The organism is Kribbella sp. CA-245084 (assembly GCF_050942355.1).
In the GTDB taxonomy this organism is placed as follows: Bacteria; Actinomycetota; Actinomycetes; order Propionibacteriales; family Kribbellaceae; genus Kribbella.
In genome coordinates this window covers 6,755,584-6,770,799 of sequence record NZ_CP192053.1, presented here as the reverse complement: position 1 = coordinate 6,770,799, position 15,216 = coordinate 6,755,584, and the positions used below count along the sequence as shown (strand labels likewise).

Annotated in this window: 8 protein-coding genes; 4 read left to right on the top strand and 4 right to left on the bottom strand. The window is 68.6% G+C overall.

Going from position 1 to position 15,216, the window contains the following annotated elements; all coding sequences use genetic code 11:
- Positions 1–26: 26 nt before the first annotated feature.
- The 4 genes from ACQPYH_RS32120 (at position 27) to ACQPYH_RS32105 (ending at position 7,832) form a co-directional block, all read left to right on the top strand.
- Entirely contained in the window at positions 27–2,057 is a 2,031-nt protein-coding gene (locus ACQPYH_RS32120; protein ID WP_432879013.1) for a beta-galactosidase, read from the top strand.
- Positions 2,054–4,984 carry a glycoside hydrolase family 2 TIM barrel-domain containing protein gene (locus ACQPYH_RS32115; RefSeq protein WP_432879011.1) on the top strand — a complete coding sequence of 977 codons (2,931 nt, stop codon included), beginning with the start codon at positions 2,054–2,056 and terminating at the stop codon, positions 4,982–4,984. Before ACQPYH_RS32120 ends, ACQPYH_RS32115 begins: the two co-directional genes overlap by 4 nt.
- A 55-nt stretch (positions 4,985–5,039) precedes the next feature.
- Positions 5,040–6,698 (top strand): DUF222 domain-containing protein, encoded by a 1,659-nt coding sequence (locus tag ACQPYH_RS32110; RefSeq protein ID WP_432879008.1) that lies wholly within the window; start codon positions 5,040–5,042, stop codon positions 6,696–6,698.
- Positions 6,699–7,025: 327 nt separating this feature from the next.
- On the top strand, positions 7,026–7,832 hold the full coding sequence (locus ACQPYH_RS32105; RefSeq protein ID WP_432879005.1) for a hypothetical protein: 807 nt from the start codon (positions 7,026–7,028) through the stop codon (positions 7,830–7,832).
- A gap of 147 nt (positions 7,833–7,979) precedes the next feature.
- On the opposite strand, the gene ACQPYH_RS32100 is transcribed toward ACQPYH_RS32105, so the two are convergent.
- From ACQPYH_RS32100 to ACQPYH_RS32085, 4 genes are all read right to left on the bottom strand, one after another.
- Entirely contained in the window at positions 7,980–10,607 is a 2,628-nt protein-coding gene (locus ACQPYH_RS32100; RefSeq protein ID WP_432879002.1) for a glycosyl hydrolase family 95 catalytic domain-containing protein, read from the bottom strand.
- Between the two features lie 116 nt (positions 10,608–10,723).
- Positions 10,724–13,156, bottom strand: coding sequence for a glycosyl hydrolase family 95 catalytic domain-containing protein (locus ACQPYH_RS32095; RefSeq protein WP_432878999.1), 2,433 nt, complete (start codon positions 13,154–13,156; stop codon positions 10,724–10,726).
- Complete coding sequence (locus ACQPYH_RS32090) at positions 13,125–13,934, bottom strand: amidohydrolase family protein (protein WP_432878995.1); 810 nt, start codon at positions 13,932–13,934, stop codon at positions 13,125–13,127. Before ACQPYH_RS32090 ends, ACQPYH_RS32095 begins: the two co-directional genes overlap by 32 nt.
- Positions 13,927–15,048: an FCD domain-containing protein gene (locus ACQPYH_RS32085; protein ID WP_432878992.1), complete on the bottom strand. Its 1,122-nt coding sequence runs from the start codon at positions 15,046–15,048 to the stop codon at positions 13,927–13,929. Before ACQPYH_RS32085 ends, ACQPYH_RS32090 begins: the two co-directional genes overlap by 8 nt.
- Between the last annotated feature and the right edge of the window lie 168 nt (positions 15,049–15,216).

Here is a 15,216-nt window from a genome sequence, read left to right as displayed (position 1 = left end):
GGCTGGTGGTCGGTTAGCGTTACTGCATGCTGCCGCCACATGTCGTGCTGGGGACGGCCTACTACCCGGAGTACCTGCCGCACTCGGTCGGTGATCGGACCGCGGTCGACCTCGATCTGATGGTCGCGGCCGGTATCAACGCGATCCGCGTCGGTGAGTCGGTCTGGTCCACGTGGGAGCCCCGCGACGGAGTCTTCGACCTCGAATGGATCCGCCCTGTGCTCGACGGCGCCGGGGAACGCGGGATCGGGGTGATCCTTGGGACGCCGACGTACGCCGTACCGCCGTGGCTGCAGCGCGCGCATCCCGAGATCGCGGCCGAGCGGCGTACCGACGTACCGGTGCCGTGGGGGATCCGGCAGGAGATCGACTACGGACAGCCCGCGTTCCGGTTCCATGCGGAGCGGGTGGTGCGGCGCATCGTGGAGCGGTATCGCGACCATCCGGCGGTGATCGGCTACCAGGTCGACAACGAACCCGGGGTGCTGCTGGCGCACAACTCGGCCGCCTTCGCGCAGTTCGTGGCTGGGCTGCGGCGTGAGTACGGCGACGTCGAGACGCTGAACGAGGCGTGGGGGCTGACGTACTGGTCGCATCGTTTGAGCGACTGGTCCGAGTTGTGGCGGCCGGACGGGAACAGTACGCCGTCGTACGACCTGGCCTGGCGACGGTTCCAGGCTTCGCGGACTGCCGAGTTCATCGGGTGGCAGGCCGGGTTGGTTCGGGAGTTGCGGCGGGCGGGGCAGTTCGTGACGACGTGCCTGGCGTACGACCGGCCGGCGGTGGCCGACGTATCGCTGACGTCGCGGTTGGATGTTGCGGCGGGCAACATTTATGTGGATGTCCAGGAGGGGCTGACGCGGCCGGCCGTGCCGTCGCGGCTGTCACCGGGGTGGATCGGGCGTTCGGTGGCCGACCTGTTCCTGGCGGCGGACCGGGTGTACGGGTCGCGGGGTGAGCCGTTCCTGGTGACCGAGACGAATGCGACGTCGATCGGCGGGTCGCACGAGAACAAGCCGCCGTACGACGGTCAGCTCCGGCAGCTCGCCTGGGCGATGGTGTCGCGTGGCGCGCGGATGGTGGAGTACTGGCACTGGCATTCCATCCATCACGGGGCGGAGACGTTCTGGGGTGGGATTCTCGGGCACGGGCTGGAGCCGGGGCGGGTATACCAAGAGATCGCCGGGCTCGGGAGTGAGCTCGCCGCGGCGGGTGCTTCGATCGTCGGGCTGACGCCTGATGTCGACGTCGCGGTGCTGTGGTCGAACGAGAGCGACTGGGCGATGCAGTTCCAGCCGCCGTTGGCTACACCGGCTGGTATACCGGACAAGGCGTCGTACCGGACGATCGTGGCGGCGTTCTACGCGGGGATCCTGGACGCGGGGTTGCAGCCCGGGGTGGTGCCGGTCGAGCGGCTGGAGGCTGCGTTGTCGGCGCCGGTTGTGGTTGCTGCGGGGCTTTATGTGGCTTCGGATGCGGTGCTTGATCGGCTGGTCGCTTATGCGCGGGACGGCGGGCATCTGATCCTCGGGCCGCGGACGGGGTACGCGGATCTGGAGGCTCGGCCGCGAGCCGAGGGTGCGCCGCCGCGGCTTCGGGAGGCGGCGGGTTTGGTATACCAGGAGTTCGAGAACCTGGCCGAGGGCGTGGCTGTGCGCGGGCTGCGCGGATTGCGCGGATGTGCGACGCGGTGGGCCGAGCGGTTGGTTGTCGACGATGCCGAGGTGCTTGCCTCGTTCGAGCATCCGGGAGGCGGGCAGCGGGCGGTGGTGACGACCAAGCCGTTCGGGGCCGGGCGGGTGACCTATGTGGGGACGGTGCCCGATGCGGAGCTTTCGGCTTCGTTGTATGGCGAGTCGCGGTTGTGGGGGCCTTCGGTGACGGCGATGTCGGCGGTGAATCCGGCAGGTAAACGCCTGTGGTTCGTGCACAACTGGTCCGGGGAAGAGCTCACGGTTCGGCCACCGGTGCGGGTCGAGCAGTTGCTACCTGTCGGTCCGGGTGAGGCTGTTGTGCTGGGGGCTTGGGATGTCGTGGTGCTCGAGGAGGCGCAGTGAGGTACTTCGAGGATCTGTCCCCGAGCACCGGGGGGCGGGAACCGCGGGCTTGGTTGCGGTCGTCACGGCCGCGGATCGACCTGAACGGCAGCTGGAGCTTCAAGCTCTGGGACGGCGCGCCGGATGGTATACCAACGGTCGACGAGAGCTGGGGCGCGCTGACGGTCCCCGGTCACTGGGTGCTGCAAGGGCACGAGCGACCGCGGTATACCAACACCGCGTTCCCGTTCCCGATCGATCCGCCGTACACCCCGGACGCCAACCCGACGGGCGATCACGTCCGCACGTTCGACGTACCCGAGTATTGGCCGGTCGACGGCGCGGTCCTGCGGTTCGAGGGAGTCGACTCGTGCTTCAAGGTGTGGGTCAACGGCATCGAGGTCGGTACGGCGAAGGGCAGCCGCCTCCCGAGTGAGTTCGTCGTGGGCGAGCACCTGCGGCCCGGGCGGAACCTGCTGGCGGTCCGGGTCCACCAGTGGTCGTCGGGCTCGTACCTCGAGGACCAGGACATGTGGTGGTTACCGGGCATCTTCCGCGACGTCACGCTGCTCGCGCGCCCGTTGATCGACGACGTTTTCGTGCACGCGTCGTACGACCATCTGACCGGTGCCGGCACGCTGCGGGTGGAGACCGTCCCGGATGCCGTCGTACGAGTGCCGGAACTGGGGATCGTCGCAGCACCGGGCGAATCGGTGGCGATCGACGCGGTCGAGCCGTGGTCTGCCGAGGAACCGAGGCTGTACGACGCGACCGTCGACGTGCCGGGGGAGACGGTCGAGCTCCGGATCGGGTTCCGGACGGTGGCGATGGTCGACGGACTGTTCACCGCGAACGGCCGCCCGCTGTTCTTCCGCGGGGTCAACCGGCACGAGCACGACGAACGCCGCGGCCGCGCGATGACCGTCGAGGCGATGCGACAGGACCTGGTGCTGATGAAACAGCACAACGTCAATGCCGTCCGCACGGCGCACTATCCGCCGCACCCGGCGTTCCTGGACCTGTGCGACGAGCTGGGACTGTGGGTGATCGACGAGTGCGACATCGAGACGCACGGGTTCATCTACACCGACTGGCGCGGCAATCCGGCCGACGACCCGGACTGGGCCCCGATGATGCTCGACCGGATGCGGCGCATGGTCGAGCGCGACAAGAACCATCCGAGCGTCGTCATCTGGTCCCTCGCCAACGAGAGCCACCGCGGCCGGAACTTCGGCACGCTGGCCGCGTGGACCCGCGAGCGGGATCCGGATCGGGCGGTGTTCTACGAACGGGACCGGACGTATGAGTTCTCCGACTTCTACAGCCTGATGTACCCGCCGCTCGAGGACCTCGAGGCGATCGGCACCCGCACCGAGGACGTGCCGGACGAGACCGCCGATCGCCCGGACCTGGAGGCCCGGCGACGCGCTTTGCCGTTCATCCTGGCCGAGTACGCGCATGCCATGGGCAACGGTCCCGGCGGGTTGGCGGACTACCAGCGGATCCTCGAGCACTACCCGCGCCTGCAGGGCGGGTTCGTCTGGGAGTGGATCGACCACGGCCTACTGTTGCCCGGCGCAACAGACCATGTGTACGGCGGCGACTTCGGCGAACGCCTGCACGGCGCCAACTTCTGCATCGACGGCCTGCTCTTCCCCGACCGAACCCCCTCGCCCGGCCTGCTCGAGTACAAGAAGGTCCTGGAACCGATCCGCATCACCGGCCCCGACCCGCTCACCGTCCACAACCACCGGACCTTCACCGGAGTAGACGACCTCACCCTCGTCTGGTCGATCACCACCGACGGCACAGAAGTTGCCTCCGGCCACCTCGAAGCTCCTGACATTTCCCCGGGCCGGTCGGCTGACCTACCCACCCCCGCAGCACCTTTCTCGACGGATGAACAACTGCTGACCGTGCGGGCCGTGCTCGCGAAGGACACGGCCTGGGCTGCTGCGGGACATGAGGTTGCCTGGGCACAGTTCCCAGTGGAACCACCCGCCGCGCCTGCGGCGGCGGAGGCGGCGGAGGCGGCGAGTGTGCTTGAGGGGTCGCCTACGGCTGTGCTGCTGGAGGATGGAGAGGTGCTTCGTCTTGGCGGCGGTGAGTTCGATCGGGCGACCGGGCAACTGACCCGGCTCTTCGGTCATCAGGTCGACGGCCTCGTGCTGGACCTGTGGCGCGCCCCCACCGACAACGACAACGGCCAGGGCGGCCGTAACGGCGTCACGCAGGAGTGGCGAGCTGCCGGCCTCGACCGCCTCCTCCATCGGGTCGAGAGTGTCGAGGTGCAGGACGACGGCCTACTCGTACGTGCGAGAGTCGCACCCGAGGGCCTCGGCCTCGCCGTACGCACGACCTACCGCTGGAGAGCCTACGACGATCAACTCCAGCTGACCGTCGACGTACAGCCAGAAGGAGAGTGGGCCGGCACCGCCGTCACCCCACGGTGCGGCAGCTGGCCCCGCGTCGGTGTACGCATGACCCTTCCGCGGACGCTGGAGAACGTGCAGTGGTACGGCGGCGGTCCCGGCGAGTCGTACGCCGACAGCCGCGAAACTGCCCGTGTGGGACGGTACGAGTGCACGGTCGACGAGCTGCAGACGCCGTACGTCGTACCGCAGGAGAACGGCGCCCGCACCGACGTCCGCTGGGCCGAACTGACCGATGCCGATGGCAACGGTCTTCGCGTGACGGGCGCACCGCTCTTCCAACTGACAGCCCGCCGTTGGACCACCGAGGACCTGGAAACCGCCCGCCACCGCTCGGACCTCACCCCGCGCGACCACATCTACGTCAACCTGGACCTCGCTCAGAACGGCCTCGGCTCAGCCTCCTGCGGCCCACCGACGCGCGACAGCCTGCAGGTGGCCCCGTACACCTACACCCTCGGCTTCCATGCCGTCAAGCCGCGATCGGCTGGTCCTGAGGATCACCAGATCCCTTGAAAACAAGGGATTTCGGCTTTGAAAACTGTCGGATGGCGTAGGTACCGTTGGGTGCATGGATGTTCTCGACGGACGACCGGTGTGGTCGCTGAGCGAAGGCGAAATGATGCCCGCCTTCGACGCTGTCGACGCCGAGATCATCCGTCTGCAGAACGTCCGGCTCCAGCTCATCGCCCGCATCGAGGACACCGGCCATGCCCAGGAGCTAGGTGCCCGCGACGCCGTCGAACTCGTCTCCCGCCGCCACCGCCGCGACCGCGCGGAGGCCTGGCGCGACGTGCGCCTGGCCCGGGCCTTGCCGAGATACAGCGCGATCGCCACAGCGCTTGCCGACGGCATCGAAAGTCCGGACGTTCCAGCTGCGCAGGGTTCTGATCGCGACAGCACCGCGGATGCCGGCGAGGTAACGGATGCGGGAGAGGTCACGGGTGCCGGGGAGCCCGCGGGCGGCGGCGATGAAGGTGTGCGTGTGGTGCGACCGATGCAGACGGCCCAGGCAGCGGCGATCGTGTTCGAGTTGGAGCGGGTTCGCTCGCGGGTGCCGGTCGACGACCTCGACGTCGCCGAGGAGCAGTTGGTGCAGCTGGCCGCCCATCTCGCGCCCGCTGAGCTCCGGGCCGCGGCCAAGGAGATCTGCAACCTCCTGGACTCCGACGGCCCGGAACCCGAAGAAAAGAAGGCATACGAGCGTGAGTCGCTGACGCTCACCAACGCCGACAAGGGCGTGAAGTTCAAGGGCTACCTTGCCAACGAGAACGCCGAGCTCCTCCGTGCGGTGGTCCACGCCGGCGCCCGGCCCCACAAGACCGCCGACGGCGAACAAGACCCCCGGCCTCGCGAGAAGCGCCAAGCCGATGCCCTCTCCGCAGCCCTGACCATCGCCGCCAACGCATGGGACACCGCCTCCGCCGGAGCGGGTGCCGGGGCGGGTGTTGGTGCAGGTCCAGGCACCCAGACATCGGCTCGCGGAGATGGCGCCGGTGATGGACCGGTCGTCGAGAAGACGGGCCGCGTACCAGGCTACGGCGCGAAGGCGTGCATAACCGTCACGATCGACCTGCAGGACCTCAAGGCAGCAACTGCCGACGCCATCGGCCGAACCGTCTACGGCGACGGGCTGTCCGCCGCGGCCATCAGGCGGCTGGCCTGCGACGCCCATGTCATCCCTGTTGTCCTCGGCACGGACTCCGAACCCCTCGACGTCGGCCGCCGCGAACGCCTGGTCACCCGAGCGATGCGCCGCGCCCTGAACACCCGCGACCGCGGCTGCGTGGTCTGCGGAGCGCCGCCCATCATGTGCGACGCCCACCACCTGATCTCCTGGATCGATGGTGGCGAGACGAAGATCGACAACCTGGTCCTCCTCTGCCGCCGGGACCACACAGACCTTCACAACGGCCGCTGGACCGTAACGATCACCGACGGCGCAGTCCACGTAGACCGCCCCGCCTGGGCCGACCCACCACCGCTCGTGTGCTCTGGTCCACCTGCCTTCGGCTCGAACTCCGCCGCCGACTCACAGTCGCCGTCGCCGACCCCGTCGGCCGACCCGTGGGGCGGAACCGTTTCGCCCGTCGCAACCAGGACCCCTGCACACGCCAGGCGCTGGAACGCGGACGCTGCCACCTACGCAGAAGCCGCCCGGTTCGCCGTCTGGCGACCGACAGCACCGGACGCCGCTGACACCGGCCCACCCTCCTTCGTAACCATCTGACCCCGCCGCCCACACCCCTCCCGAGCAGCCGATGCCCGTGCCCCATATCGCAGCTCTGCTGATGCTGGGGGGTGGGCGGTGGGTGCGGTGCTGATGCTGAGCCTGGTCGGTGAGCGCGTGTGGAGGCTCCACGCGCGGCGTGGAGGCCGCGTCCTGGTCTGCGAGAGCGGCCGGTGGCAGGAGGATGCGGGGGACGGCGGCCGGCGCGTGCGGCTTCCTCGCGTGCCTGGGCGGATATGCTCGGCGGGCTCACCAGATGGATGTGCAGTTGACCGAGGGGGGACCCGGTGACCTGTTGTGATCTGAAGTCGGCTGCGCTGCGCTCCGATGGATAGGCCGGAGTCCGGGCTGGGGGCGGCGGTGGTCGTGGTTACGGCTATGCAGCTGTCGAAGGTGGCGCGGGCGGAGCTTAGCGACATGCTCGGGCCGGGTTATGCGGTTGTTGACCTGAAGTCTGCGCCGAGTACGGCGAACATCGTGCTCACGCCGGTCGTGAGTGCTAACGCGCTGGGCATTCTGCGGGGTTCGTTCCCGCAGGCTCGCATTCTCTTCACGGAGTTGCACGACGACGAGCGGGGCATCAGCTTTGCGGGTCCGTTATCGCGGATCGTGGCTCAGGCGCCCGACGGGTACTTCGTGGCGCATTCGCTGGACGCCCTCAGCCCGGTCGTCCAGACCGAGGCGAAGCTGCAGCTGTCCGGCAGTAGCAGACGTACGCCGATCACCCTGTCGCTGACCCCAGGCGCGCAGCCCACCCCGCCTCCTCCGCAGGAACAAGCGCCGGCCGAACAGCACCCGCCGCACCAACGGCACCGGCCGGACGAAGGGCCTCTGTCGCACGAGCGGCAGCTGAGTAGGGTCTGGTGGATCGATCGCGCGTCGGCTTCGAGGGTGCCGGCAGGGCGGTGGGTGGAGCTCGAGTTGGTTGACGCACTCGTCGTACGTCTGGTCGGTACGGACGAGCCGCGCCGAGACGCTTTGTGGCCGGCGTTGGTGGCCGAATGCGTTGTACGGCTCGCCGCCCGCGCGCAGGAGGCGGTGCTCGTGGACGTCGGTCGGCTGGCGCCGGCGATTCGGGTGGAGTTGGAGATCCGGGTTCAGAGCGAACAGGTGGACCAGGCCGCGTGGCCGTAGGTCAACCGCCAGCCAACAGTTGTGCTCACGGCGCAGCACGATGTCGTGCTGCGCCGTGAGGTCGTCTTCCTCGCCGGTGACCAGTCTCCAGGACAGGCAGTCGTAGTCGTCGGGTGCATGGCTGACATGCTCAGTGTCGTATCACGTTCACTGCGGCCTTACGAAGGTTACGTAGGTCGAGTTGCCCTTGTCCGGTACGCCGGAGTTCGGGCCCAGCGACAGGGCGCCGGCCGGGACGTCGCGTTTGAACAAGATGAGCCGTTGGTCGGTAGTGCCGACTGTCTCGCCGGTACGGGTGAAGGACGACAGCCAGGACGGCCACCAAACGTTCTCACCGCGTGGGTCGAAGGCGACATAGACCGTCGCCGGCCGAGTGGGCCTCAGCTGGAGGTAGTCGGCCGGTGTGGTCGCCTTCGAGTCGTCATTCGCCCCTTGCACCAGCGCTTGTCCGTTCAGCTCGGCTGGTAGGTCGGTGATCGTGTAGCTGCGATCCACATAGATCGGTGCACCGGTCTGCGCCTTCACCAGGTTCGACAGCTTCTCCGGCGCCGCCACCGATACGAGGTCGCTCTCGAGCGGCGGCTCGCTCTTCGTGATGCCCAGCACCCGGTTCCCGACGGTCTTGACCGTGGTCGCCGGCTGTCCGGTCAGCGGTGCGTAGGAGAACGAGGACAGCGGTACGGCGACGCGCTCCAGCGTGTACGACGTGTTCGGAGACACCGGGACCGTCAGCACCTCATCAGAGGTCGGCGCATCCACCACGTGTCCGTGCGAGTCGGTCACGCGCACCTTCTGCCCCGGCCACGGGTTGCGTATCTCCAGCGTGTCCCGGCTCCCGGCCTGGATCCCGACCACCGTAGGCACGCCGTCGTGGACCTCGGTGCTGATCCGGTGCCCGCCCTCGATCTGTACCGAGCCGGCCACGTCCCAGTCCTTCGGCCATGCCGGCGCGACGCGCACGACCCCGGTGTACGACTGCACCAGCGCCTCCTGCAGACCCATGCTGAGCACACCGCCCCACTCGTTGTAGAAGCTGTGGTTGCGGACGGCCTCCTGGCCGGTGCGGTGGACGGTGAACCCGTTCGGGTAGATCTGGAAGTCGGCGATGCCCTTCAACAGCAGGCGCTTCACCTCGTCGGACAGCCCGAGGCGTGCGGCCCAGGTGCTGTCCATCCCCCAGTCCTTGTCCTGCGGGTACACGCGCTGCCGGAACGTTGCCTGCATCAACGAGGAGGAGGCGTCGAAGACTCCCCAGGGCCACAGCGCCTCCATCTCCGGGTTCTGCGTGTTGTGCGCCTCCTCGTCCGTACCGGACCATGCCAGCACCTCCTCACCGCCACGCTGCACAGTCCGGAACGGCGGGAGCTTCCCAACCGCCGCACGCAGCTGTGCGGCCAGTGCGGTGTCACCGTGCGACGCCGCCAGGTCGGCAACGATCGGGAAGGTCACCCGCATCGCCGCCAGATCCGGCACCGGGTCGCTGGTGTCCCACTGCACCTCCAGCGCGTTGACGTGCTCCAGATGCAGGTACCCGTCGGTGCCGACGGTCATGGCCGACAGGTAGAACCTGGCCACATCCCGCATCAACGGATAGCTCCGGTTCAGCAGCGCCTTGTCGCCCGTGTAGCGGTACTGCTCCCAGATGTTGTTCACCAGCTCCGGCCCGCTGGTCAGGATCCTCCGCGTCCAGCTCGGTTCCTGCGTGTTGTCGCAGCCGTCACCGGTGCCGTCGTACCGCATGAACTCCGGCAGACACAGCCCTTCGCCGCCGATCCAGTGGGTGCGGGTCCACTCGCGCATCAGCTCGGCCCGGTCCAGGTAGAACTTGAAGTACGGCGCATTGAACTCGGCAATCCCCGCGCCGCGGTTGGCGGCCACGAACTCGCGCAGGTTGAAGTGCCAGTACGAGTCCTGCGCCCAGTCGGCCTGGTCCTGCGATGAGGAGAACATCCGTACAACCGCGCCATGAGTGCTCGGTACGTCGCCACGCATCGACGCCGCCATCGTGTACAGCTGCAGCGTCCGCAGGTTCTCCACGTACTCACCGGAGCCGTCTGCGGACGTGATCCGCATCGGCGCCGCCTTGGCCCAGTACGAGTGCCACCACTGCAGGTGGTGACTCGGTGTCTCAGCCACTGCCTTACGGGCGGCCGTCCGCAGCTCACCACCGCGGTACGACGGTACGCCGACCACTAGCCGGAAACTCCCGTCCTGGCGCGGCCGGAACGTCAACCGAACCGTCAGCGGGTCCACAACAGACGCTGTCACGCCGGAAGCCTGCGCGGTCAACGCAGCAACCGCACCGGTGATACTGCCGGACGACGCGTCGTGGAACGTCTCTGCCAGCGCAGCGATCCCGCCGCTCGCGCTGGCTGCCGGTGTCCGGCCGGCCCACAACTTGAGGTCAGCTGTCTGCGTCTTGGATGGATCCGCGCCGGTGACCTCCAGAACGAACTGATCCGCATCAGCCCGCACGTACGAACGCGCAGTCATCCCACCGCCGCTCTGCACGAGCTGGCCGTCGTACAGCGCCAACCTGCCGCTGTAGTCGTCAGCACGCATCAGCGAGTCCAGACCGGGTACGACGAGTCGCCCAGCCGACTTGAGGTCGGGGAACGTGTCCACGCGGTTCAGCTGGGCGCTGTAGCCCTTCTCAGCCCAGACAGCGGCACCGAGTACGCCGTTGCCCAACGGCATCGCCTGGTACGTCTGCCAGGCCGGTCCTTCCTGCACCAGGTCCGACCGCGACACCAGCCCGGCCGTGTCAGTACGCAAGGCACCGTCATGCCATGCAGTTGTCAAAGAATCATCAGTGGAGGGATGGCTGACCGCGGGCAACGCCGAGGTGCTTGCTGCCAGCAATGTGACTAGGAGAGGTAGAGCAAGTCGGATCATGCGCGCGGCTCGATGAAGTAGTCGACACCAGTACGGGTCCGGAACTCGACGACGCCGTCTTCGGGGCGTCCGAACGCCACCGGGCCGGCCGAGGACTTCACATCGACCGGCGCACCGGTCCGCAGCCGCAGCCGGTTGCCGAGCAGGGACCGGATCCGGGCCTTCGTCAGCGTCCCACCGGACCAGGCGAACTCCAACTCGAAGCCGCCACGCGCCCGCAGGCCCCGCACGCTGCCGGTCGGGAACGCCGACGGCAGACAGGGCAGCAGCGCGACCTCACCGGAGTGGCTCTGCATGATCATCTCGGTGATCCCGGAGATGCCGCCGAAGTTGCCGTCGATCTGGAACGGTGGGTGCAGGTCGAACAGGTTAGGAGCTGTCCGGCCGGGACCGAGCAACTGCGTCAGATGCTTGTACGCGTTGTCCGGCTCGAGCAGCCGGGCCCGCAGGTTCAGTTTCCAGGCCAGCGACCAGCCGGCGGTTACGGCCGGACCACGCAACTCCAGGGACTTGCGCGCCGCGTCCGCGAGTTCCGGCGTACTGCGGGGTGTCACCTGATCACTCGGGAAGACGGCCCACAGGTGTGAGACATGTCGACTCGTCTCCAGAGCCGCCTCCTCCCAGTCGATCAGCCACTCCTGGATCTGACCGAGGTACCCGATCTGCAGAGGTGCCAGCCTGGACCGTGCCTCGGCTGCCTCCGCTGCCATCGCGGAGTCCTTGCCCAGCAACGCGGACGCCTGTCCGAACACCTTGAACAGGTCGTGCAGGATCTCGGTGTCCATCGTCGGTCCGGCGCACATGCTGACGCCGACGTTGTCGTAGTCGTGGTGCTTGACCTCGGGAGAGTGCGAAGGGCTGGTCACCAGCCAGCCCGTCTTGGCGTCGGTCTGCAGCTGGTCGAGGAAGAACTCGACCGAACCACGCAGCACCGGGTAGTACTTCCGCAGCATCTCCAGATCGCCGGTGTACTCGTAGCGCTCCCAGAACAGCAGCGAGAGCCACGCACCGCCGGTCGGCCAGACACCGTAGTACGCGAAGTCGACAGGTGCGGTGCCGCGCCAGCCGTCGGTGTTGTGGTGCGCTACCCAGCCTGGAGCGTCGTACATCGTTGCTGCCGTGCGGGCGCCGGACTCCGACAGCTCACCGATCATCTGGAACAGCGGGTCCCAGCACTCGGCCAGGTTGGCGGGACCGGCCGGCCAGTAGTTCATCTCGCAGTTGATGTTCAGCGTGAACTTGGACTGCCACTCAGGCAGCATCTTGTAGCTCCAGATGCCCTGCAGGTTCGCGGGCTGCCCCGGAGTGCGTGAGCTGGAGATCAGCAGGTAGCGACCGAACTGGTAGTAGAGCGCGGCCAGTTGCGGGTCGCCGCCGTTGCGGAACGCCGCGATCCGCTGGTCCGTCGGGAGCGCGATCGAGTCCGACGTACCGAGGTCGAGGTCCACGCGGCCGAACAGGCGCTGGTAGTCCTCCACGTGCTCGTGCCGCAGTCGCCCGTACGCCGGACGGCCGACGGCGGTCAGCGGCGCGACGGCACGAGCCACCTGGTCAGCCCCGACGTCGAGGTAGTTGCGGTAGCTGGTCCCGACCGAGAACAGCAGCGTCACCTCGTCCGCACCGGCGACCGACAACTTGCCATCGGCAACCGTAGTGGTGCCGCCCGCGGCAAACGCCCGCAGCAGCGCGCAGAACTTGACCGACCCGGTCAGCCCTTCCGCGTCTCCGCTGATGCCGTTCAGCGCGAGCGTCTTGTCGTCGAACCGTGCCGGCGTCGCGGCCTGCTCGGTGCTGTACGTCGCGTCGAACGTGAGCGCACCACGCTGACTGGCCGTCAGCCGCATCACCAGCACCTGCGCGGGATGGCTGACGAACACCTCCCGCGTGTAGCGCACACCGGCGTGCTCGTAGCTGACCGACGTGGTCGCCGTGGTCAGATCGAGCTCCCGCCGGTACGCCGAGACAGCAGCCGCGTCGATACCGGGGAAGGCCAGTGAGAGGTACCCGACCGGCTGGTACTGCATCTGCTCGGTCGGACGGCCCATGAAGTGCTCGTCGGCCAGGTTCTGCGCGTCGAGGTACTGCTCCTCGGCGATCAGGCGGCGGATCTCCGGCAGCACCTCCTTGCCGACCGGGTCGTCGTACTGGTGCGGGCCGCCGGCCCAGATCGAGTCCTCGTTCAGCTGCAGTTGCTCGGCGGCGGTTCCGCCGTACACCATGGCGCCGAGCCGGCCGTTGCCGATGGCAAGCGCCTGCAGCCACTCGGTGGCGGGCTGGGTGTACCAGAGGGTGAGGGGGTTGGCGCCGCTGCCCGGGGGCGGGACGGCAGCGGCGGCGGACGGGGTGAGAGTGAGCGAGCCGGCGACAGCGGCGGTGCCGGCCGCGGCGCCTGCGGTCCTAAGGACCTGGCGGCGGGTGTACTCGTTCATGGGCGGTCTCCCTGGGGCGGTAGATGCGCTGGGCGGTGCCGCGGAACACGTCGTTGTGCGCTGCGGGCGGCAGCAGTGCTGCGGTACGGCGGATCACCTCGGCGCGGCCGGCGGCCAGCGTGCACACGGGCCAGTCCGAGCCGAACAGCAACCGTTCACTGCCGAAGAGTTCGAGGACGACGTCGACCATCGCGCGGAGGTCGTCGGTCGGGAGGTGGGCGATGCCGGACAGCTTGACGGTGACGTTCGGGCACTCGGCGGGCGCCCGCAGTCCGGCGAGCCAGTCGGGGGTGACAGCGGTCGGGTTGCCGAGGTGGTCGATCACCAGCCGCGCTTCGGGTACGGCGGACGCGAGCCGGGCCGCCCCGATCAACGCGGAGGGGCGGAGCAGGAGGTCGACGGCGAGGCCGGCGTCGGTGGCGGCCTGCACACCGCGCAGATGCGCGGGATCGATCAGGGCGTCGGGATCGGTCTGGTCCGTCGGCGGACTGCGTACGCCGACCAGCCGCGGGTCGTCGGGCAGCCGGTCGGGGAAGTCGAGCAGATCGAACCACCCGACCACCCCGACCACGGACGGGGTCTGCGGCGCCAACGCCAGCAGGTCGTACACCTCGGCCGGGTCCGCGTCGGCCTGCACCAGGATCACGTCGTCGGAGATGTCTTCGAGGGTGAAGTCACGGCGGAGCGGGTGTCCGGTACGGAGCCAGGGGAGTGACCGCCGGGCGAGATCCCAGACGTGGACGTGGGCATCGACGAGGTGAGTGGGGAGGTCAGTCATGGTGGCCGGCCGGTCTGGTGATGGAGCTTTCGCCGCGGGCGTGGGCGGCGAACAGGCGGGCCGAGTCCTCGGGGTCGGTGCCGGACAGGACCTCGATCAGGTCCACGTGCCGCCGCGCCATCAGTCCCCAGTCACCGGCGTACATCGCGTTCGACACGACCTGCAGGCTCCACAGCGCCGGCTCCAGCGTCCGCCACACCCGCAGCAGCATCGAGTTCCCGCTGGTCGCGAGCACCTGCCGATGGAACCGCAGGTCGGCCTCCCGGAACGCACCGATGTCGTGGTGATCCGCAGCCTCGGACATCCGCTGTACTTCGATCCGCAGCAGGTCCAGCTCCCCGGGCGGCACGTGCCCGGTGGCCCGCCGCGCCGCCGCGGACTCCAGCAGGACGCGGACCTCGCGCGCCTCACGGGCCTCGACCTGGGAGATCTCGGTGACGAAGTTCCCCAGCCGCGGCCGGTACGTGACGAGCCCCTCGTGCGCCAGGCGGCGTACCGCTTCCCGGGCCGGAGTCTGACTGGTGCCGAGGACACGGGCGATCTCGGACTCCACGACCCGCATGCCCGGGGCGAGCTCTCCGGACAGTATCCAGCCGCGGATCGCCTCGTAGACCCGGTCGGACAGCAGTTCGGGGTCGCTGGAGGACGGCGGCGCGGGGTGGCTGAAACCGATGTCGCCGCGGGCCGTTGATCCAGATCGGTAGTGCTGGACCTCCTCCCGGCGCCGGCGCGCGACCGTCGACTGCGAGACGCCGTACGTCGCTGCCAGCTCGCGGGTGGACAGGCGATGTCCGGAATCGGCCATCGATGCCGTCGCCATCCCACCCAGCTGGACCCGGTCCACCATCCGGGGACGGCCGCTGCGCATTCCGTCGTCGAGACCGGCCATGCCCATCCGGAGGAACCGGCGGCGCCATTTGCCGACCGTGCCCGGGGTGACCTCGAGCAGGTCCGCGACCGCCTTGTTCGAGCGGCCCTCCGCGCTGGCGAGCACGATCCGGGCCCGCAGCCGCATCGCGTCGGTGGTCCGCGGGGCGGCCGCGAGCTGGCTGAGCGCGGTCCGCTCGGCCACCGACAGGGTCAGCGGCGACTTGGGTCTTCCGGCATCGGGCATGGCTGCATGGTGACCCCGTTCACAGCGTTCTGCCAACCCTATCTGGCACGGACTTCTGACTCAGGGCGTCCACTTTGCCGCGTAAACGTTGACACTCGGGCGCGGTTCTCTGCATCGTCACTCGATAACGACGCCCGGCCGCCCCCGACGCCGGGACGATCCGAGGAG

Coding starts and splice junctions, on each gene's coding strand:
- ACQPYH_RS32090 (WP_432878995.1), bottom strand. CDS start 13,934: ATGACTGACCTCCCCACTCACCTCGTCGATGCCCACGTCCACGTCTGG.
- ACQPYH_RS32120 (WP_432879013.1), top strand. CDS start 27: ATGCTGCCGCCACATGTCGTGCTGGGGACGGCCTACTACCCGGAGTAC.
- ACQPYH_RS32105 (WP_432879005.1), top strand. CDS start 7,026: ATGGATAGGCCGGAGTCCGGGCTGGGGGCGGCGGTGGTCGTGGTTACG.
- ACQPYH_RS32110 (WP_432879008.1), top strand. CDS start 5,040: ATGGATGTTCTCGACGGACGACCGGTGTGGTCGCTGAGCGAAGGCGAA.
- ACQPYH_RS32085 (WP_432878992.1), bottom strand. CDS start 15,048: ATGCCCGATGCCGGAAGACCCAAGTCGCCGCTGACCCTGTCGGTGGCC.
- ACQPYH_RS32095 (WP_432878999.1), bottom strand. CDS start 13,156: ATGAACGAGTACACCCGCCGCCAGGTCCTTAGGACCGCAGGCGCCGCG.